This window comes from Amycolatopsis sp. ATCC 39116 (assembly GCF_000231075.2).
GTDB lineage: Bacteria > Actinomycetota > Actinomycetes > Mycobacteriales > Pseudonocardiaceae > Amycolatopsis_E > Amycolatopsis_E tucumanensis.
The window spans coordinates 1-17,591 of the sequence record NZ_AFWY03000047.1; the positions used below are offsets into that span (position 1 = coordinate 1).

Consider the following 17,591-nt stretch of genomic DNA (forward strand, 5'->3'; position numbering starts at 1 on the left):
CGCTTCCTGGCCGAAGCCGCGGGACTCGGGTCCGGTGCCGTGCCCTTCCTGGCCGAAGCCGCGGGACTCGGGTCCGGTGCCGTGCCCTTCCTGGCCGAAGCCGCGGGACTCGGGTCCGGCAAGACCGTGCTGGCCACTGCCCTCGGGCGCCTTCTGGCCGAAGCCGCGGGGTTCCGGCCCGGCGCCACGGCCTTCCTGGCCGAAGGCGCGGGATTCGGGCCCGCTGCCCCGCCCTTCCGGACCTTCCTGGCCGAAGCCAGGGCCGGCGAGTCCCTCCTGGCCGGGGATGCCGTCGGGGCCTGCCTGGCCGAAGCGTTCCTGCCCACGGGCTTCCGGTCCGGGGCGTTCCTGCGGCAGCCCACGGCCCTCCGGGGCTTCCTGTCCGAAGCGCTCCGGCCCGCGAGCCTCGGGGGTGAGCCCACGCCCGTCCGGACCCTCCGGGCCGGCGAAGCCACGCGCCTCCGGTCCCTCTGGGCCGGCCAAACCACGCGCCTCCGGCCCCTCCGGACCGCCGAAGCCGCGCCCCTCCGGGCCGAAGCCACGCGCTTCCGCCCCCTCGGCGCCGAAGCCACGCGCTTCCGCGCCCTCGGCGCCGAGGCCACGCGCCTCCGCACCCTCCGGGCCTGCACCGCGACCCTCGGCACCAGCCAAACCGCGCGCCTCAGCGCTTTCCTGCGCGGCGTACGCCTCGCGGCCGTCCCAGCCCCGGCCCTCCGTGGGCTCCTCGTCGGCGGCCGAACCGTCCCGCGGCTCCCAGGTCGGCTCCCACGGCCGGCCTTCCGCAGACCCTTCGGCACCACGCGCAGCCCCTTCGCCACCACGCGCAGCTTCGGCACCACGCGGCGAGTCCGTGAACGCCTCGCGCGCGTCCCAGCTGCGGGTTTCGTCCCCGGCCTCCGTGGGCTCCGGCTCGGCGTCCTTCACCGCCGGCTGCACCAGCATGGTCGGCGGCCCGGCGTCGGGGTCGATCACCGGCGTCAGCGTCGTCGGCTGCTCGACCGGCTCCGCCGCAACAGCGGGAGCGGGCTCGGCGGGCGGCGGCGCGGCCTGCTCCGGCACCCGGCGCGGCGGCTGCGCGGGACCGCGATTCAGGTACGCCCCGGCGGCCTGCACGGTCTGCTCCGGCACCTCCGGCAGCGTGTGCCCGGCCGCGGCGATGTGCGCGACCAGCTCGGCCTCCGGCGCGACGCCGTACTCCTGCAAGTAGTAATTGACCGCCGCAGGCCAGATCCACACCCCGTCGGTGTGGAAGGCCACCGGCACGGTCGCGGCGGGCTGCTGCGCCAGCCGGTCCAGGTCGAACCCGCGCTCGGCGCGCACGACCGGCGCGTTGTTCAGGTATTCGAGCACCCGCTGCTGCTCGTCGGCGTCCAGCTCGGGACGGTTGAGCACCGGGCGGCCGTTCGGCTCGTGGCCGTCGAAGATCCGGGCGATCCGGAAGCGCGGACCGGGCTGCTCGGGCGCCAGGCCGGCCATGCGGCGCATCAGCCACTCCGGCACGTTGTCCTCGGAGCGGGGGAACATCCGCAGCTCGTCGGCGTAGGCCTGCGGCGGGGGCATCAGGTCCCACCGCGGCTCGTCGCGGTCGTACTCCAGGTTGTAGCTCGATGGGTGGTCGAGCTGGTAACGCGCGTTGAACCAGGTGCCGCGGCCCTCGCGGTACATCCCGGCCCGCAACCGGCCGAACAGCGTGGCGATGTCGTGGGTGGCCATCCACTCCTGGGCCGACCCGTCTTCGAGGAGCACCTCACCGGACAGCTCGTGGTAGCGGCCGACCGCCCGGTAGGTCGCGGTCACCCGCCGCCAGTCCCGCGGAGCGGCCCGCAGCAGGGCCAGTCCGATCTGCTTGACCAGGGTGTCCTGCTCGGTCGCGTTCAGCTGGGTCGTCGGTTGCGCCACCAGGCCATTTTGACTGGTCACTGATCCGATTGCACACCACCCGCACCAATAGGGGCAATGACCAGTGCAGATACATCAATCGAGGTACTAAGCGTTTCAGCGGCACTACCCATAGTGTCCTCCGCCGTCCTCGCGTGAGGCCCCGTTCATTCCTTTGCCAGAATGGTGACCGTGACTGCGACGGTTCTCGACGGCAAAGCGACCAAGAACGCCATCTTCGAAGAGCTCAAGCCGCGGGTGGCCGCCCTGGCCGAGCGGGGCGTGACGCCCGGGCTGGGAACCGTCCTGGTCGGCGACGATCCCGGCTCGCACTCGTACGTGCGGATGAAGCACGCGGACAGCGCGAAGATCGGGGTCAACTCGATCCGCCGCGACCTGCCCGCCGACATCAGCCAGGACAAGCTCGAAGCCGTCATCGACGAGCTCAACGCCGACCCGGCCTGCCACGGCTATATCGTCCAGCTCCCGCTGCCCAAGCACCTCGACGCGTGCCGGATCCTGGAGCGCATCGCGCCGGAGAAGGACGCCGACGGCCTCGCCCCGGTCAGCCTCGGGCGGCTGGTGCTCAACGAGGCAGGCCCGCTGCCCTGCACCCCGTACGGGATCCTCGAGCTGCTCAAGCGCCACGACGTGCCCATCGCGGGCGCGAACGTCACGGTCGTCGGCCGCGGCGTCACCGTGGGCCGCACGATGGGCCTGCTGCTGACCCGCCGCAGCGAGAACGCCACCGTGACCCTGTGCCACACCGGCACCAGGGACCTGGCGGCCGAGGTCAAGCGAGCGGACATCGTGATCGCCGCGGCCGGGGTGCCGCACCTGATCAAGCCGGACATGGTCAAGCCCGGCGCCGCGGTGCTGGACGTCGGCGTCTCGCACGTCGACGGCAAGCTCACCGGCGACGTGGACCCGGCGGTCGCCGAGGTCGCCGGGTGGCTGTCGCCCAACCCCGGCGGGGTCGGCCCGATGACCAGGGCGATGCTGGTCACCAACGTCGTCGAGGCGGCCGAGCGTGCACTCGCCACGGCGTAACCGCGCGGCCGTCCTGGAGCAGGTCCCGTTCCTGCTCGTGATGCTGCTGGTGGCGGTCGCGGGCGTGCGGATCTGGCAGTACCACTGGCGGCAGGGCGCCGCGATCATCGGCGGCGCCCTGCTCGTGGCGGCGATCCTGCGGGCCGTCCTGCCGGGCGTGCGGGCAGGCCTCCTGGCCATCCGCGGCCGCCCGGTGGACGTCCTCAGCTACGCCGGGCTCGGCGTGCTCATCCTCTTCCTGGCCTTCACGATCACCGACGGGCCGTTCGGCACCTGAGTCAGGCCTCGGCCATCGCCGGAGTCCGCGTGGCCTCCTCGCGGCGGTCCAGCGAGCCGGACACCACGGCGATCGTCAGGCCCACGATGGCCAGCCCCGCGCCGACCCAGTTCGGCGAGACCAGGCCGAGCCCGCCCGCGATCACCAGGCCGCCGAGGTAGGCGCCGATCGAGTTGGCGACGTTGAAGGCGGACTGCACCGCGGCGGACACCATCGACGGCGCGCCACCGGCCTTGACCATGACGCGGGTCTGCATCATCGGGCCGATCATGAACCCGGCGACGCCGACCAGGAAGATCGTGATCGCCGCGCCGACCTTGTTGTGCGCGGTGACCGTGAAGACCGCGAGCACCGCGGCCAGCGCGAGCAGCGCCACGTACAGGCTCGGCATCAGCGCCTTGTCGGCCAGCCGCCCGCCGAGCAGGTTGCCGATCGTCATCCCGACACCGGCCAGCGCGAGCAGCAGCGTCACCGCCTGCGGGTCGTAGCCGGCGACGTCGGTCATCATCGGCGTCACGTAGGACAGGCAGGCGAACACGCCGCCCAGCCCGAACGTGACGATCGCCAGGGCCAGCCACACCTGCGGGCGGCGGAACGCGCCCAGCTCACCGCGCAGGGAGGGGGACTCGGGGCGGCCCTGGTGCGGCACGAGCTTCGCGATCGCCAGGACGGCGACCAGTCCGATCACCGCGACCACGGCGAACGTGGCACGCCAGCCGACCTGCTGGCCGAGCAGCGTGCCCAGCGGCACGCCGACGACGTTGGCCAGGGTCAGGCCGAGGAACATCAGCGACACGGCCTTCGCGCGGTCGCCTGGCTTGACCAGGCTCGACGCCACGACCGCCCCGGCGCCGAAGAACGCGCCGTGCGGCAGTCCGGCGAGGAACCGGAAGACCACGCCGAACTCCTGGTTCGGCGCGACGGCGAACAGCAGGTTGCCCGCCGTGAACAGCGCCATCATCGCCAGCAGCATCGTCTTGCGCGGCAGCCGGACGGCGACCGCCGTCAGCAGCGGCGCGCCGACGACGACACCGAGAGCGTAGGCGGAGATGAGGTGACCGGCGGTCGGGATGTCCACCCCGAACGTCGCGGCCGTCTGCGGAAGGACACCCATCATGACGAATTCCGTGGTGCCGATACCGAAGGCACCGACGGCGAGCGCGAGCAGCGCGATGGGCACGGTTCTCCTCTCCAGGGTCGTCTGCATCGATACAGTCAACGGACATGAATAAGGACAGCCCATCGCCGTCCATGGCGGCACGAGCTGTCCCTCGACCAGTGTCAACCAGGCGGGAGCCCGATGTCATCCCGCCGGCCGGGTGACCATGACCACGTGCGCGGCCCGGTCAGGCGTTGTGCTCCTGCTTGTCGTGACTGACCTCGCAGTCCGAGCCGGGGAAGATCAGGCCTTCGTGGCCGTCGGCGAAGCGCACGAGGTAGGGCGGCCCGCCGTTCTCCCCGCGGACTTCGACGATCTCACCGCGCTGCTCGGCCGCTCCGACGGTGCGACCGTGGACGAGGATCCGGTCTCCTACGGCTGCGTGCATCACCGACCACCTCCCGCGAAACCAGGGTAAATCGGGCGCGGGGCAATTGTCACTGGACCGGGAATTGATCAAGTTGCCGGGTTTCCGGGAGGCGAGCAGGCTTCCATTCATCCCGATGCGAAAAAGGAGTTCTGGCGATGGCTAGCTGTGTGGTCTGTGGAAACGACTACTGGATGTCCTTCGAGGTCCGGACGGTCAGCGGGGACACCTACACGTTCGACAGCATCGAATGCGCGGCGCAGAAGATCGCGCCGTCGTGCGAGCACTGCGGGTGCCGGATCCTCGGGCACGGCGCCGAGGTCGAGGGCCGGTTCTTCTGCTGCGCGCACTGCGCGCGGGAGAGCGGTTCGGGACTGGGCGCCGAAATCCGCGACACGGTCGGCGCCCACCCCGGCTGATCAGTTCTTCGCGGCGGCCTTGGCGGCTTTCTTGAAGGCGCGGACCTCGGCGAGCGTTTCCGGGCTGACGACGTCGGCGATGGAGCGGCGCGAGCCCTCTTCGCCGTACGCGCCGGAGGCCTCCCGCCAGCCCTCGGGCTGGACCCCGCGCTGCTTGCCGAGCAGGGCGAGGAAGATCCGCGCCTTCTGGTCGCCGTAGCCGGGCAGCTCCTTGAGGCGGCGCAGGACCTCCTTGCCGTCCGGCTTGCCCTGCTTCCAGATCCGGTCGGTCTTGCCGTCGTAGTGCTCGACGATGTGGTTGGCGAGCGCGTGCACGCGGCGCGCCATCGAGCCGCCGTAGCGGTGGATCGCCGGCGGGGTCACGCACAGCTCGACGAACTCGTCGAGGTCGGACTCGGCGATCTTGCGCACGTCGAAGCCGTCCATGCGGTCGGCGATCTTCTTGGGCCCGATGAACGCGGTCTCCATCGCGATCTGCTGATCCAGGAGCATCCCGGTGAGGAGGGCGAACGGGTCCTCGGAGAGGAGCTTGTCCGCGTCGGCGTCACCGGTGAGACGGAGCTTCTTCGGCATGGGCCCATGGTCGCACCCGTGCCCGTCAGCGCGCACTTCCCGACCTGATCAGCGCCTCGGCGAGCGGCTCCAGCAGGCCTGGCCCGGCGTGCGGCAGGTTCAGCACGACCACGTCGACCCCGGCCCACCTCCGCGCCGTGAACCGCATGGCGGGGAACCTGCTCCGCCAGGGGCGTGACTTCTGCCACTTCGGGCCTTTGCGAGACTGAGGTACGTCACCACTTAAGGCGTTCGTCTCCTAATAGCAGTACGCTTGTACCGCATAGACGTGCTGCACAGACACGCGCAGATCCGCGAGAGGAGCACCGCGGCTCATGGCCAAGATCAAGGTCGAGGGCACCGTCGTAGAACTCGACGGCGACGAGATGACTCGCATCATCTGGAAGTTCATCAAGGACAAGCTGATCCACCCGTACCTCGACATCAACCTCGAGTACTACGACCTGGGTATCGAAGAGCGCGACCGGACCGACGACCAGATCACCGTCGACTCCGCGAACGCCATCAAGAAGCACGGCGTCGGCGTCAAGTGCGCCACCATCACGCCGGACGAGGCCCGGGTCGAGGAGTTCGGCCTGAAGAAGATGTGGCGGAGCCCGAACGGGACCATCCGCAACATCCTCGGCGGTGTCGTCTTCCGTGAGCCGATCATCATCCAGAACATCCCGCGGCTGGTCCCGGGCTGGACGAAGCCGATCATCATCGGCCGCCACGCGCACGGTGACCAGTACAAGGCCACCGACTTCAAGGTTCCCGGCCCCGGCACGGTGACCATGACGTACGTGCCCGAGGACGGCTCCGAGCCGATCGAGTTCGAGGTCGCCCGTTACCCGGAGGGTGGCGGCGTCGCGATGGGCATGTACAACTACCGGAAGTCGATCGAGGACTTCGCGCGCGCCTCGCTGCAGTACGGCCTGGACCGCGGCATGCCGGTCTACATGTCGACGAAGAACACCATCCTGAAGGCCTACGACGGCATGTTCAAGGACACCTTCCAGGAGATCTTCGAGGCCGAGTTCAAGGCCGACTTCGACGCCAAGGGCCTGACCTACGAGCACCGCCTGATCGACGACATGGTCGCCGCCTCGCTGAAGTGGGAGGGCGGCTACGTCTGGGCGTGCAAGAACTACGACGGTGACGTGCAGTCCGACACTGTGGCGCAGGGCTTCGGCTCGCTGGGCCTGATGACCTCGGTGCTGCGCACGCCGGACGGCAAGACCGTGGAGGCCGAGGCCGCGCACGGCACGGTCACCCGGCACTACCGCCAGCACCAGCAGGGCAAGCCGACCTCGACGAACCCGATCGCGTCGATCTTCGCGTGGACCCGGGGTCTCGAGCACCGCGGCAAGCTGGACGGCAACTCCGAGCTGGTCGGCTTCGCCAACAAGCTCGAGCAGGTCGTCATCGAGACCGTCGAGAGCGGCAAGATGACCAAGGATCTGGCGCTGCTCGTCGGCAAGGACCAGCCGTTCCAGACGACGGAGGAGTTCCTGGCGACCCTGGACGAGAACCTGGCGGCGAAGATCGCACAGGGCTGAGTCCGCGTTTTTCCGGCCACTGCGAGAGGCCCGGTCACCGCACGGTGACCGGGCCTCTTCTTCGTCCGCCCGCGGTCTCGGGTATGACTGCGCGGGTGCAGGTGATCCACCCCGACGACCACGTCTGGACGCTGACGCGCCGCTTCGCGCCGTGGAAGCGCGTGATCCAGCCGATGAACATCGCGTCCGGCGAGTACGACCGCTACCGCGCCGTGCGGACCGATCCGCGGCGCACACCGTCGGAGTGGCGCCAGGAGCGCCGGGAGCAGCGCAAGGCCAAGGACCGGGAGATCCGCGGCTGGGAGTGGCTCTACCTCGCGCCGCTGCTGCTGGTCGCCGGGCTCGCCGGGCAGGCGCTGGAAGCGGTCGTGGCCGGCGTGCAGCTCCTCGTCTGGCTCGTGCTCGTGCCGTTCGCGCTGCTGGAGATGCTCGCGCAGCTGCTGTGCGGGCTGGTGCTCGGCGCGTTGCGGCTGATCGGCGCCGCGCGCAGCCGCCTGGACGTGGTCTGCCGCGTCCCTGGGGACCGGATCGTCTCGCTCACCGTCCTGACCGTCCGCGGGGCCGGGGCGGCCGAACAGCTGGCGAAGGCCCTGTCCGGTCACCTGTGGCAGGCCCAGCGCCCGTTCGATCCGTACCGGGATCCGGTCGTCGTCGCCCTCCTGGCCCGCGCCGGCACTCACGTGGTGCGCCACGACAGCGTCTGGCAGACCGTTTCGTCACCGAGCGTGCCCGCGTCGTGACGCCTCTCGGGTGGTTCGCCCGCGCGGGCCTGTCGGGGGTGCTGAAGTGTGGCTACCCTTACCCGGAACGCGCACTTTCAGCTGGTGAGGAGCACCCGTGTTCCTGGGCATCCCCAAGCGGGCACTGATCATCGTCGCGATCCTGGCCGGCGTCGGGCTGATCTACGTGATGGGCAGCGACAAGCAGGTCTCGGAGGGCGCCACCGGCGGCGGCTCTGGCGGCTGCCGCGTGACCGTCACCGCGGACGTGCTCAACGTGCGGGCGGCGCCGGACACCGGTGCGGACATCGTGGGCAAGTTCAACCAGAACGCCGAGACCGACGCCCAGGCCGAGGTCCAGAACGGGTTCCGCAAGATCGCCGAGAACAAGTGGGCGAAGACGGAGTACCTGCAGCCGGTCAGCGGGAACTGCTGACCTCAGAGCGCCACGACCAGACCCTCCTCGGCGACGATCACCTCGCCGCCGAACACGGCGCGCGCCTGCGCCGCGGAGATCGCCCGATCGCTGCCCGGCCAGAAGTGGGTCAACAGCAACCGGCGCGCGCCCGCGGCAGCCGCCCAGGTCGCCGCCTCCGTGGCGGTCATGACGCCGCGCGGGCTGCCCGGCGGGGGTTCTTCCTGCAGTGTCGCGTCGGCGATGAAGAGGCCGGTGTCGCGCGCCAGTTCACGCAGGGCCTCCGTCGGTCCGCAGTCGCCGGTGTAGGCGACGGTGAGGCCGGGCGCCGCGAGGCGCACGCCGTAGTCCGGCACGTGGTGCGGCAGCGGGAACGGGGTCAGGGAGAACGGCCCGACCCGCGCCGGACGGCCGAGGTCGTGCACCTCGAACACGGTCGCGGGGTCCGGCCGGGGCTCCAGGGCGCGTAGGACGTCCAGCACACCCGGCTCGCAGTAGAGGGGGATCTTGGGCGCGTCCGGGGCCTCGTAGTGCCGGACGCGGGCCAGTGCGCTGAGGTCCACGCAGTGGTCCGGGTGGCGGTGGGTGACGATCACGGCGTCGACCTCGCCGTGCGGGCAGTGCTCCAGCAGGGCGCCGACGGTGCCGTAGCCCAGATCCAGTACGACGCGGAAGTCCTCGTGCGTGAGGAGGAAGCCGGCGCACGCGCGGCCCGGCTCCGGCCACGCGCCGCAGCTGCCGAGGACGATGAGCTCGCTCATGGCAGCAGTGTCCGGGAACGTCGGTGGCGGCCGGTAGCGTGCTGGGCGTGTTCACCGTCTCCACAGTCAACGTCAACGGCATGCGCGCCGCCGCCAAGAAGGGGTTCGTCGAGTGGCTCGCCGCCAGCGGGTCCGACGTCATCCTCTGCCAGGAGGTGCGCGCCGAGGCCGGGCAGCTCCCCAAGGACGTCGTCGCGCCGGCGGGGTGGCACGCGCACCACGCGCCGTCCGCGGTGAAGGGCCGCAACGGCGTCTCCGTCTACAGCCGGGCCGAGCCGTCGGAGGTCCGCGTCGGCTTCGGCGAGGCCGAGTTCGAGGACAGCGGGCGCTACCTCGAGGTGCACCTGCCCGGCGTGGTCGTGGCCAGCCTGTACCTGCCGAGCGGCGACGTGGGGACGCCGCGCCAGGACGAGAAGGAACGCTTCATGGCCGCGTTCCTGCCGTACCTGGTCGAGCTGCGGGGCAAGGCCGAGGCGGCGGGCTGCGAGGTCGTCGTCGGCGGTGACTGGAACATCGCGCACGCCGAGATCGACCTGAAGAACTGGAAGGGCAACCAGAAGAACTCCGGCTTCCTGCCCGAGGAGCGGGCCTGGATGAGCCGCGTGTTCGGCGAAGCCGGGTACGTGGACGTGCAGCGCAAGCTCGACCCGGAGGGGCCCGGCCCGTACACGTGGTGGTCCTACCGCGGCAAGGCCTTCGACAACGACGCCGGCTGGCGCATCGACTACCTGGTCACGACGCCCGGCCTGGCCGAGAAGTGCACGTCGGTGGTGGTGGAGCGGGCGCCGAGCTACGAGCTGCGGTGGTCCGACCACGCCCCGGTGACGGCGACGTTCGACTTTTCTCCGGAATAGCCGGAATGTCCGGATGAACACGGGTGTTGTCCCTGGCACACCGACTGATTGGGGGCAGCTCGTGTCATTCGTGATGACCGCTTCCGAGCGTGAGGATTTCCTGGCCGGCGTGCACATCGGCGTGCTGGCCGTCGAGCGGGACGGAAGGGCGCCGCTGGCCGTGCCGATCTGGTACGACTACCGGCCCGGTGGCGACGTTCTGCTGTGGATGGAACGCGGGACGGTGAAGGAGAAGCTGGCGCGCAAGGCGGGCCGGCTCAGCCTGACCGTGCAGAACGAGAACTGGCCGTACAAGTACGTGACGATCGAGGGACCCGTCGTGGCCAACGACGACCCGCCGACGCGCGAGGAGGCCCTCGCGATCACCGCCAGGTACCTCCCGGAGCCCGACGCGCGCGCCTACGTGGACGACGCGCTGGGGGAGAAGTCGCTGCTGGTCCGCGTGCGCCCGGAGAAGTGGCTGAGCAACGACCAGAGCAAGTCCTGACTCGCCGTCGCAGTAGTTCGCAAGTAGTTTGAAACTATGACCGCACCGGAGGTCAACCTCTCCGACCTGCTCAACAAGCCCAAGGACACCTTGAGCAAGCTGCGGCGTGCCCGGACGCTGCGGGTGCACCGCCGCGCGGCGGACGAGGAAGACCTCGTCCTGACCACGTCGAGCCGGGCCGAGCAGGCGGACGAAGCCGCGTCCGCCACCACCCGGCTGTTCCTGGCGCTGATGAAGCACGACGACCAGATCCGGTCCCTGGTCACCGAGGTCGTGCCAGACGCCTTCCCGTGGGTGCGCTTCCTGCCGCGCGAGGACGTGCAGGCCTTCGTCGTCGAACTCGTCGACGCGCTCGAAGGTGCGGAGGCCTTGCGCAATCCGGCTCCCGTGGCTCAGGTCATCACCTCGTGGCGGCACACGGCGGAGGTCTACGCCGATCCCGAGCTGCTCGCCGTGCTGCAGCGGGACGGAGACGACTTCGGCCCGGTCCCAGCTCCGGGGGCAGCGGACGCGTGAGCCCCAAGCGTGGTGACCCGGTCGCTCCGCCTGCCGTCGGCGGCGAGTGGGAGATCCGGTTCAGCACCACGGAAGCCGTCAAGGGCCGGCACGAACTCGAAGCGGCGGCCCGGGGGAACCTGCGGAAGGCCTGGGAGACCATGCGGACGGACCCCGGTCCGGGCCCCGGGAAGCCGACCAGCCGCCACCACCAGCTCAAGGGCGGACTCGCGCACGGGACGCACCAGGGGCGCAGCCTCCCGCGGTGGCAGTTGGAGGTGACCGGCGCGGCCCGGGTCTGGTACCTCCTCGACGAGCCGCGGCGGACGGTCTGGGTTCAGCACGCGGGCGTCGGGCACCCGAAGCAGACCGACTAGCGCGAGCCGTCTGAGCTGGCACGTCGTGCTTGGTGCTGGTTCGGGTGTGGCCCCCGTGTCCCCGGCACTCCGTTGGGCGCTACTCTCTGCCCCGCACGTGATCAAAAACGATCGGCCTTGACACGGTCGGTAGTTTTCACGCTGGTAACCGTCGCCCATTAGGGTGACGCACACCTTGGAACGGCAGTCTCGTCTCAGGAGGCACACCGGTGCGCAACCGAACAGTGCACGTACTGCGGGCCGGCCTGGTCCTGGCGGTCTTCGCGACCGCGACCACCACCGGCGTCGCCGCGGCGTCGCCGGCCACCCAGGCCGAACCGACCGGCGTCTCGTTCGGCCTGCTCGGCCCCGTCGGCCTCGCCGCGGTCCTGCTCGGCATCATCGGCATGGCACTGGGCATCGTGCGCCAGCGCCGCAAGGCCCAGGCGGAGGCCGTCGTCCCCGTCGTCGTCGAGGCCCCCGAAGAGCCCACGCGCCCGGCCCTGACCCCCTACCGGCGTCCCCAGGTCTGACCCGTCCGCAGTACGACGGTTACCCAGGCGCCCACGAGCAAAACGTAGAGCGCCACCGCGGCCCCGCCGAACAACGCCGAACCGGTCACCGCGGCCAGCGCGCTCGTGCCGGTGACGCAGGTGCCGACGGGGAACGTGAAGCTCCACCAGGTGAGTGAGAACGGCATCCCGGCGCGCACGGTCCGCAACGTGACCGCCGCCGCGATCGCCAGCCACAGCATCGCGAACCCCCACGCGGCGAGGCCGTAGAACAACCCGAACGCCTCCGCCGCGGCCCCGAACGGCAGCACCCCCGGCGCGGCAGCGCCCAGCAGGTTCGCCGCGGTGATCGACTGGCCCAGCGGCCCCAGCACGATCCACAGCGCGGGCACCCGGGCGGCCTCCGTCCCCGCGGTCACCAGCCGGTGCCAGATCTGCGGCAGCAGCACGACCGTGGCGAACAGGCTGATCCCGAACATCGCGTAGCACGCCAGCAGCAGCGCCAGCCGTGGCTGCCCGGCCGGCAGGTGCGGCACGAGCGCGGCGCCGGTGGCCGCCGAGACCATCGGCGGCACGACCGGCATCAGCCAGCCCGCGAACGGCTCCGCGGCCGGGATGCGGCCGGTGATCATCCGGTACGGCACGCCCACCGCGGTCACCAGCCCCAGCGCCGTGCCCGCGGTCCACAGCACCGCGCCGGCCACCAGCGCCGGGCCGGTGCCGATCCAGTCCCGGCCAAGGGCCACCGCGCCCGCGCCGATCGTCAGCAGCGCCATCGGCGGCGCGCCCCAGAAGTGCACCAGCACCGGGTCGCGCAGGTGCCGGTGCTGCCGCCGCCGGTCCGCGACCAGCTGCCAGACCAGCACCACCAGCCACACCGCGGCCAGCGCCCACACGACCGTGACCACCGGCCGCAGCACCGACAGCGGCGCCGGGAGGGCAGTCGCGACGATGCCGCTGCCCATCACGGAAGCGAACCAGTTCGGGGTGGTGCCGGGGCGGGACAGGCGCGGCGCGCGTTCGAGCATGCCTCCACGTTCGGTCCACCACGCCGCATCCGGTAGGGATCACCGGCCGATGAGCTCATAACCTGTGTCTATGCCCCTGCGTGTCACCGACCTCGCCGGCTTCGAGCTGCTGCTGTCCGTCGCGCAGCTCGGCAGCATCGGGGCGGCCGCGCGTGCCCACGGGATCTCGCAGCCCGCGGCCAGCGCCCGGATCCGCCAGCTGGAGGCGCAGATCGGCGTCGCGCTCGTCGACCGGTCGCCGCGCGGCTCCCGGCTCACCGACTCCGGCGCGCTGGTGGCCGACTGGGCCCGGCCGGTCGTGGAGGCCGCCACCGACCTGGAAGCCGGGATCGCCGCGCTGCGCGCCCGCCGGGACGAGCACCTGCGCGTGGCGGCCAGCCTGACCGTCGCCGAGTACCTGCTGCCCCGGTGGCTCGCCGCGCTGCGCCGCCTCGACCCGGGCACCGCGGTGGCGCTCACCTCGGGCAACTCGGGGGAGGTCGCCGCGCAGGTGCTGGCCCGCGAGGTCGACCTCGGGTTCGTCGAAGGGCCGGACCTGCCGGCGGGACTCGAGGCCGAGACGGTGGCCGTCGACGAACTCCGGCTCGTCGTCGCTCCCGGCCACCCGTGGGCCCGGCGACGGCGGCCGACGCGGGCGGACGAGCTGGCCGCTACGCCGCTGATCAGCCGGGAACGCGGCTCCGGCACCCGCCGCGCGCTGGAAGTCGCGCTGGCGCCCGCGGAGCTGGCCGAGCCGCTGCTGGAACTTTCGTCGACGACCGCGATCAAGTCGGCGGTCATGGAGGGCATCGGCCCGGCCGTGCTGGGCGCGCACACCGTCGCCGCGGAAATCACGGCGGGCACGCTCGTCGCCGTCGACGTCGGCGGACTCGACCTGCACCGCGAGCTCCGGCTGGTCTGGCGCGCTGGGTCGCGGCTGCGCGGCCCGGCGGCGGACCTCGCTGCGATCGCCGTCCGCGGGGCCTGAGACAATCAGGGTCGTGTCCGAAGCGCCAGAAACCACCGCCCGCCCGCGCGTGCTCTCCGGGATCCAGCCGACCGCCGACTCGTTCCACCTCGGCAACTACCTCGGCGCCCTCCGGCAGTGGGTGCGCATGCAGGACACGCACGAGACCTTCTACATGGTCGTCGACCTGCACGCGATCACGGTCGAGCAGGACCCGAAGGTGCTGCGGCAGCGCACCCGCGTCTCGGCCGCGCAGCTGCTCGCGCTGGGTGTGGACCCGGAGCGCAGCGCGTTGTTCGTGCAGAGTCAGGTGCCCGAGCACGCGCAGCTGTCCTGGGTGCTGGAGTGCCTGACCGGGTTCGGCGAGGCCAGCCGGATGACGCAGTTCAAGGACAAGGCCGCCAAGCAGGGCACCGACCACGCGAGCGTCGGCCTGTTCACCTACCCGGTGCTGATGGCCGCGGACATCCTGATCTACCAGGCGGACGCGGTGCCGGTGGGCGAGGACCAGCGCCAGCACCTGGAGCTGACCCGCAACCTGGCGCAGCGGTTCAACCAGCGCTTCGGCAAGACGTTCACCGTGCCGGAGCCGCACATCGTGCAGGGCACGGCGAAGATCTACGACCTGCAGGACCCGGCGGTGAAGATGAGCAAGTCGGCGTCCTCGCCGAACGGCATCATCGAGCTGCTGGAGGACCCGAAGCGCTCGGCTAAGAAGATCCGCTCGGCGGTCACCGACACCGGCCGCGAGGTCAAGTTCGACCGGGAGAACAAGGCCGGCGTGTCGAACCTGCTGTCGATCTACTCGGCGCTGACCGACCGCACGATCGCGGACCTGGAGGCGGCCTACGAGGGCAAGGGGTACGGCGACCTGAAGAAGGACCTGGCCGAGGTCCTGGTCGAGTGGGTCACCCCGATCCAGGAGCGCGTCCAGTCCTATCTGGACGATGTGGCCGAACTGGACAAGGTCCTGGCCCGCGGCGCGGAGAAGGCGCGCGAGGTGTCGTCGCGGACGCTGGCCCGGGTGTTCGACCGCGTCGGATTCCTGCCGCCCGCGTCCTGACGTCCACAGTGGACTCGCCCCGGCCCCGAATTGCGAGGTCGGGGCGGGGTCGTTAGCGTTTTCCCGTGGCGGAAGAGAAGGAAAAGCTGGTCCCGCGGCTGCGCCGGAAGTACCCGTGGCTCGATCACCTGGTGCGGGCCAACGACGCGTTCGGTGAGCGCTACGGCAACCACTACGCGGCGGCGATCACGTATTTCAGCGTGCTGTCGTTGTTCCCGCTGCTCATGGTCGGGTTCTCGATCGCCGGGTTCGTGCTGGCGAACAACGAGGCCGCCCTGAACGAGCTGCGTGACGGGATCGTGTCGTCGACGCCGGCGGGCATCGGGGACTTCGTCGCGAACATCGTGGACACGGCGTTGAAGTCGCGCGGCGGCACGGGGGTGTTCGGTCTGCTGCTGGCCCTGTACTCGGGGATCGGCTGGATGAGCAACCTGCGGGACGCGCTGACCGCCCAGTGGGGACAGGAGAAGAAGAGCCGCCCGATCGTCTCGACGACGATCAAGGACCTGCTCGCGCTGGCCGGGCTCGGGCTGGCGCTGGTGGTGTCGTTCGGCCTGACCGCGATCGGCGGTGGGGTCGGCAACCTGATCCTGCGGTGGGTCGGCCTGGACGACCAGGGGTGGGCGGTGTTCATCCTCCGCCTGGCGACGATCCTGTTGTCGCTGCTGGCGAACATGCTGGTGTTCCTGTGGGTGCTGTCGCGGCTGCCGCGGGAGAAGGTGTCGGCGCGCAGCGCGATCAAGGGCGCCGCGATCGCCTCGGTGGGTTTCGAGGTGCTGAAGCAGGTCGGTTCGATCTACCTGGCGAGCGTGACCAGTTCGCCGAGCGGGGCCCTGTTCGGGCCGATCATCGGTCTGCTGGTGTTCGCCAACCTGGTGTCCCGGTTCCTGCTGTTCGTGACGGCCTGGACGGCGACCGCGCGGGAGAACCTCGTGACGACGGTCGAGCCCCCGCCACCGGCGGTCATCCGCCCGACGGTGGAGGTGCGGCGCGGCCCCGGCGCGGGCGCCGTGGCAGGAGCGTTCAGCGCCGGTGCGATGCTGGCCTGGCTCGGCCGGCGCCGGCGGTAGCAGCGCGGCTCCCGCACAACAGCGCCGGCCGGTCCGAAGGCCGTCAGTAGGCCTGCGGCCCCTGCCCCTTCTTGCGGTGGTGCCCGATCACGAACCCGGCCACGATGATCACCGCCACCACCAGCGTCAGGATCCACCCCGTCACTCCGAACGGATCCTTCTCCCCGGCGGCGGCCCCGGCGTCGGAGACACCGGCGACGTCCGAGGTGCTGCCCGCGGTCTCCTCCGACACGACGGGCGACACCAGGTGCCCGACGGGCGAGGCGTTGGACCGGGCCAGCGCGAAGCCGTAGTCCAGCAGCGCCTTGGCCTGGTTCACCACCGGGGTCGGGCGGTTCTCGGCGCGCATCAGGACCACTGCGACGCGACGGCCGTTCTGCTCGGCGCCGCCGACGTAGGTGTGGCGGGCGTCGTCGGTGAAGCCGGTCTTGCCGCCGAGGAACCCGTTGTAGGTGCCGAGCAGCTTGTTGTCGTTGACGATCGAGAACGCCGGTTTGCCGGGCTGCGCCGGGATCTGGACCGCGCGGGTCGCGATCGAGTCGGCGAACTCGGGCTGCTTCATGGCGTAGTTGAAGATCAGGCTCATGTCGTAGGCCGACGCCGACATGCCCGGGCCGTCGAGGCCGGACGGCGTCGCGGCGCGGGTGTCCGTCGCGCCGAGTTCCGCGGCCAGCTCGTTCATCTTCCGCACGGTCGCAGGCACCCCGCCCAGCGCGGTCGCGAAGGCGTGGGCGACGTCGTTGCCGGAGTGCATCAGCAGGCCGTGCAGCAGCAGGTCGACGGTGTAGCGCCCGCCCGCGACGAGGCCGACGCAGGTGCACTCCTGGCTGGCGTCCTCGACCGTCGGGACGATCACCTGGTCCGGCTTGAGGTCGCGGATCACCACGAGCGCCAGCAGCGTCTTGATCAGCGACGCCGGGCGCTGCCGGGCGTGCGGGTTCTTCGCGGCGAGCACCTCGCCGGTTTCGAGGTCCTGCACCACCCAGGACGCGGCGGTGGTGTCGGGCGGAACGGCGGCGCCGGACGGGTAGACGACACCGCACTCGCCCATCCGAGCCCCGCCGACGGCCGCCTTGGGCACCGGAAGGGGAGCGGGCGAGGCGACGCCGGGCGGTGGCTGTTCGGAGGTGTCCACCGGCGGGGGTGGCACGACCGCGTCAGGGCAGACGGCGGGAGCGGCCGCCGCGGTGCCGGCGAACGGCACGAGACCGGACAACACAACCAGAACGAGGGAGAGCAGAAAACCGCGTCGCACCAAAGCAGGCTAGAGGACGCGCGTACCGGTTCCCCGGCGCGGCGCCCTGATCCGATCGGGGGATACTCGGAGCATGTCTCGACGTGTGGCGTGGTTCCTGCTGGCTTTCGGGATCTGGTCCTGGGTCATCTGGATCACGTTCGTGAAGAACCTGTGGGCCAGCGAGAACTCGTGGGGGCCGGACGGGTCGGCCACCGGGTTCTTCGTGGTGCACCTCATCCTGGCGATCGTGAGCTTCACGCTGGGAACGATCATCGGGATCATCGGATGGCGCGGGCTGCGCACGAAGCGCCCCGAAAAGGTCGACGCCTGACCGGCTGGCAGTGGGTGCTGGAGCATCGCGCCGCCGAACGTGCGGGGTAGCCGCTT

22 protein-coding genes and 1 pseudogene are annotated in these 17,591 nt (G+C 71.1%); 15 read left to right on the forward strand and 8 right to left on the reverse strand.

Annotation, left to right across the window (positions count from 1 at the left end; translation table 11 throughout):
- Positions 1–1,899: pseudogene (locus AMY39116_RS47670) on the reverse strand (hypothetical protein); the annotation flags it as partial.
- Positions 1,900–2,061: 162 nt separating this feature from the next.
- Here AMY39116_RS47670 and AMY39116_RS0332410 point away from each other — a divergent pair.
- Together AMY39116_RS0332410 and AMY39116_RS0332415 are read left to right on the forward strand one after the other, a co-directional pair.
- Positions 2,062–2,928, forward strand: coding sequence for a bifunctional methylenetetrahydrofolate dehydrogenase/methenyltetrahydrofolate cyclohydrolase (locus AMY39116_RS0332410; protein ID WP_020421766.1), 867 nt, complete (start codon positions 2,062–2,064; stop codon positions 2,926–2,928).
- On the forward strand, positions 2,909–3,205 hold the full coding sequence (locus AMY39116_RS0332415; protein WP_020421767.1) for a DUF3017 domain-containing protein: 297 nt from the start codon (positions 2,909–2,911) through the stop codon (positions 3,203–3,205). The genes AMY39116_RS0332410 and AMY39116_RS0332415 overlap by 20 nt, the downstream gene beginning before the upstream one ends.
- 1 nt (position 3,206) lies before the next feature.
- On the opposite strand, the gene AMY39116_RS0332420 is transcribed toward AMY39116_RS0332415, so the two are convergent.
- Together AMY39116_RS0332420 and AMY39116_RS0332425 are read right to left on the reverse strand one after the other, a co-directional pair.
- Positions 3,207–4,385, reverse strand: a complete 1,179-nt coding sequence (locus AMY39116_RS0332420; protein WP_020421768.1) for an MFS transporter — start codon at positions 4,383–4,385, stop codon at positions 3,207–3,209.
- Between the two features lie 166 nt (positions 4,386–4,551).
- Positions 4,552–4,752, reverse strand: coding sequence for a DUF1918 domain-containing protein (locus AMY39116_RS0332425; RefSeq protein WP_020421769.1), 201 nt, complete (start codon positions 4,750–4,752; stop codon positions 4,552–4,554).
- Positions 4,753–4,889: 137 nt separating this feature from the next.
- Between AMY39116_RS0332425 and AMY39116_RS0332430 the strand changes: the two genes are divergently transcribed.
- Positions 4,890–5,150: a hypothetical protein gene (locus AMY39116_RS0332430; RefSeq protein WP_026153780.1), complete on the forward strand. Its 261-nt coding sequence runs from the start codon at positions 4,890–4,892 to the stop codon at positions 5,148–5,150.
- On the opposite strand, the gene AMY39116_RS0332435 is transcribed toward AMY39116_RS0332430, so the two are convergent.
- Together AMY39116_RS0332435 and AMY39116_RS47945 are read right to left on the reverse strand one after the other, a co-directional pair.
- Positions 5,151–5,723, reverse strand: a complete 573-nt coding sequence (locus AMY39116_RS0332435) for an HhH-GPD-type base excision DNA repair protein (RefSeq protein WP_020421771.1) — start codon at positions 5,721–5,723, stop codon at positions 5,151–5,153.
- A 25-nt stretch (positions 5,724–5,748) separates the two neighbouring features.
- Positions 5,749–5,871, reverse strand: coding sequence for a hypothetical protein (locus AMY39116_RS47945; protein ID WP_020421772.1), 123 nt, complete (start codon positions 5,869–5,871; stop codon positions 5,749–5,751).
- A 166-nt stretch (positions 5,872–6,037) separates the two neighbouring features.
- Between AMY39116_RS47945 and AMY39116_RS0332445 the strand changes: the two genes are divergently transcribed.
- From AMY39116_RS0332445 to AMY39116_RS0332455, 3 genes are all read left to right on the forward strand, one after another.
- Positions 6,038–7,261: an NADP-dependent isocitrate dehydrogenase gene (locus tag AMY39116_RS0332445; protein WP_020421773.1), complete on the forward strand. Its 1,224-nt coding sequence runs from the start codon at positions 6,038–6,040 to the stop codon at positions 7,259–7,261.
- An 83-nt stretch (positions 7,262–7,344) separates the two neighbouring features.
- Entirely contained in the window at positions 7,345–8,001 is a 657-nt protein-coding gene (locus AMY39116_RS44015) for a hypothetical protein (protein ID WP_051123642.1), read from the forward strand.
- A gap of 97 nt (positions 8,002–8,098) precedes the next feature.
- Positions 8,099–8,416, forward strand: coding sequence for an SH3 domain-containing protein (locus AMY39116_RS0332455; RefSeq protein ID WP_020421775.1), 318 nt, complete (start codon positions 8,099–8,101; stop codon positions 8,414–8,416).
- 2 nt (positions 8,417–8,418) lie between these two features.
- Here the strand turns inward: AMY39116_RS0332455 and AMY39116_RS0332460 are convergent, their stop codons facing one another.
- Complete coding sequence (locus AMY39116_RS0332460; protein ID WP_020421776.1) at positions 8,419–9,156, reverse strand: MBL fold metallo-hydrolase; 738 nt, start codon at positions 9,154–9,156, stop codon at positions 8,419–8,421.
- A 23-nt stretch (positions 9,157–9,179) separates the two neighbouring features.
- On the opposite strand from AMY39116_RS0332460, the gene AMY39116_RS0332465 reads away from it, so the two are divergent.
- The 5 genes from AMY39116_RS0332465 to AMY39116_RS0332485 all read left to right on the forward strand — a co-directional run bounded on the left by AMY39116_RS0332465 (position 9,180) and on the right by AMY39116_RS0332485 (position 11,881).
- Entirely contained in the window at positions 9,180–10,010 is an 831-nt protein-coding gene (locus tag AMY39116_RS0332465; RefSeq protein ID WP_020421777.1) for an exodeoxyribonuclease III, read from the forward strand.
- A gap of 73 nt (positions 10,011–10,083) precedes the next feature.
- The gene (locus AMY39116_RS0332470) at positions 10,084–10,497 is read left to right on the forward strand and encodes a pyridoxamine 5'-phosphate oxidase family protein (RefSeq protein WP_020421778.1); all 414 of its coding nucleotides are present in this window, start codon (positions 10,084–10,086) and stop codon (positions 10,495–10,497) included.
- A 36-nt stretch (positions 10,498–10,533) separates the two neighbouring features.
- On the forward strand, positions 10,534–11,013 hold the full coding sequence (locus tag AMY39116_RS0332475) for a hypothetical protein (protein WP_020421779.1): 480 nt from the start codon (positions 10,534–10,536) through the stop codon (positions 11,011–11,013).
- Entirely contained in the window at positions 11,010–11,369 is a 360-nt protein-coding gene (locus AMY39116_RS0332480; RefSeq protein WP_020421780.1) for a hypothetical protein, read from the forward strand. The genes AMY39116_RS0332475 and AMY39116_RS0332480 overlap by 4 nt, the downstream gene beginning before the upstream one ends.
- 209 nt (positions 11,370–11,578) lie before the next feature.
- Entirely contained in the window at positions 11,579–11,881 is a 303-nt protein-coding gene (locus AMY39116_RS0332485) for a hypothetical protein (RefSeq protein WP_369794373.1), read from the forward strand.
- Here AMY39116_RS0332485 and AMY39116_RS0332490 read toward each other — a convergent pair.
- Positions 11,860–12,888 carry a TDT family transporter gene (locus AMY39116_RS0332490; protein ID WP_020421782.1) on the reverse strand — a complete coding sequence of 343 codons (1,029 nt, stop codon included), beginning with the start codon at positions 12,886–12,888 and terminating at the stop codon, positions 11,860–11,862. The two genes, AMY39116_RS0332485 and AMY39116_RS0332490, sit on opposite strands and share 22 nt — an antisense overlap.
- Positions 12,889–12,958: 70 nt before the next feature.
- On the opposite strand from AMY39116_RS0332490, the gene AMY39116_RS0332495 reads away from it, so the two are divergent.
- The 3 genes from AMY39116_RS0332495 (at position 12,959) to yhjD (ending at position 15,967) form a co-directional block, all read left to right on the forward strand.
- Positions 12,959–13,855, forward strand: coding sequence for a LysR family transcriptional regulator (locus AMY39116_RS0332495; RefSeq protein ID WP_020421783.1), 897 nt, complete (start codon positions 12,959–12,961; stop codon positions 13,853–13,855).
- 13 nt (positions 13,856–13,868) lie between these two features.
- Positions 13,869–14,897: a tryptophan--tRNA ligase gene (gene trpS / locus AMY39116_RS0332500; RefSeq protein WP_020421784.1), complete on the forward strand. Its 1,029-nt coding sequence runs from the start codon at positions 13,869–13,871 to the stop codon at positions 14,895–14,897.
- A gap of 65 nt (positions 14,898–14,962) precedes the next feature.
- Complete coding sequence (yhjD, locus tag AMY39116_RS0332505; RefSeq protein ID WP_020421785.1) at positions 14,963–15,967, forward strand: inner membrane protein YhjD; 1,005 nt, start codon at positions 14,963–14,965, stop codon at positions 15,965–15,967.
- 43 nt (positions 15,968–16,010) lie between these two features.
- Here the strand turns inward: yhjD and AMY39116_RS0332510 are convergent, their stop codons facing one another.
- Complete coding sequence (locus AMY39116_RS0332510; RefSeq protein WP_157358774.1) at positions 16,011–17,222, reverse strand: D-alanyl-D-alanine carboxypeptidase family protein; 1,212 nt, start codon at positions 17,220–17,222, stop codon at positions 16,011–16,013.
- A 73-nt stretch (positions 17,223–17,295) separates the two neighbouring features.
- On the opposite strand from AMY39116_RS0332510, the gene AMY39116_RS0332515 reads away from it, so the two are divergent.
- A complete protein-coding gene (locus AMY39116_RS0332515) occupies positions 17,296–17,535 on the forward strand; it encodes an SCO4848 family membrane protein (RefSeq protein ID WP_027936416.1) in 240 nt (79 codons plus the stop codon).
- Positions 17,536–17,591 lie beyond the last annotated feature (56 nt).

Coding starts and splice junctions, on each gene's coding strand:
- AMY39116_RS0332410 (WP_020421766.1), top strand. CDS start 2,062: ATGGTGACCGTGACTGCGACGGTTCTCGACGGCAAAGCGACCAAGAAC.
- AMY39116_RS0332425 (WP_020421769.1), bottom strand. CDS start 4,752: ATGCACGCAGCCGTAGGAGACCGGATCCTCGTCCACGGTCGCACCGTC.
- AMY39116_RS0332430 (WP_026153780.1), top strand. CDS start 4,890: ATGGCTAGCTGTGTGGTCTGTGGAAACGACTACTGGATGTCCTTCGAG.
- AMY39116_RS0332435 (WP_020421771.1), bottom strand. CDS start 5,723: ATGCCGAAGAAGCTCCGTCTCACCGGTGACGCCGACGCGGACAAGCTC.
- AMY39116_RS47945 (WP_020421772.1), bottom strand. CDS start 5,871: ATGCGGTTCACGGCGCGGAGGTGGGCCGGGGTCGACGTGGTCGTGCTG.
- AMY39116_RS0332445 (WP_020421773.1), top strand. CDS start 6,038: ATGGCCAAGATCAAGGTCGAGGGCACCGTCGTAGAACTCGACGGCGAC.
- AMY39116_RS44015 (WP_051123642.1), top strand. CDS start 7,345: ATGACTGCGCGGGTGCAGGTGATCCACCCCGACGACCACGTCTGGACG.
- AMY39116_RS0332460 (WP_020421776.1), bottom strand. CDS start 9,156: ATGAGCGAGCTCATCGTCCTCGGCAGCTGCGGCGCGTGGCCGGAGCCG.
- AMY39116_RS0332470 (WP_020421778.1), top strand. CDS start 10,084: ATGACCGCTTCCGAGCGTGAGGATTTCCTGGCCGGCGTGCACATCGGC.
- AMY39116_RS0332475 (WP_020421779.1), top strand. CDS start 10,534: ATGACCGCACCGGAGGTCAACCTCTCCGACCTGCTCAACAAGCCCAAG.
- AMY39116_RS0332490 (WP_020421782.1), bottom strand. CDS start 12,888: ATGCTCGAACGCGCGCCGCGCCTGTCCCGCCCCGGCACCACCCCGAAC.
- AMY39116_RS0332495 (WP_020421783.1), top strand. CDS start 12,959: ATGCCCCTGCGTGTCACCGACCTCGCCGGCTTCGAGCTGCTGCTGTCC.
- AMY39116_RS0332515 (WP_027936416.1), top strand. CDS start 17,296: ATGTCTCGACGTGTGGCGTGGTTCCTGCTGGCTTTCGGGATCTGGTCC.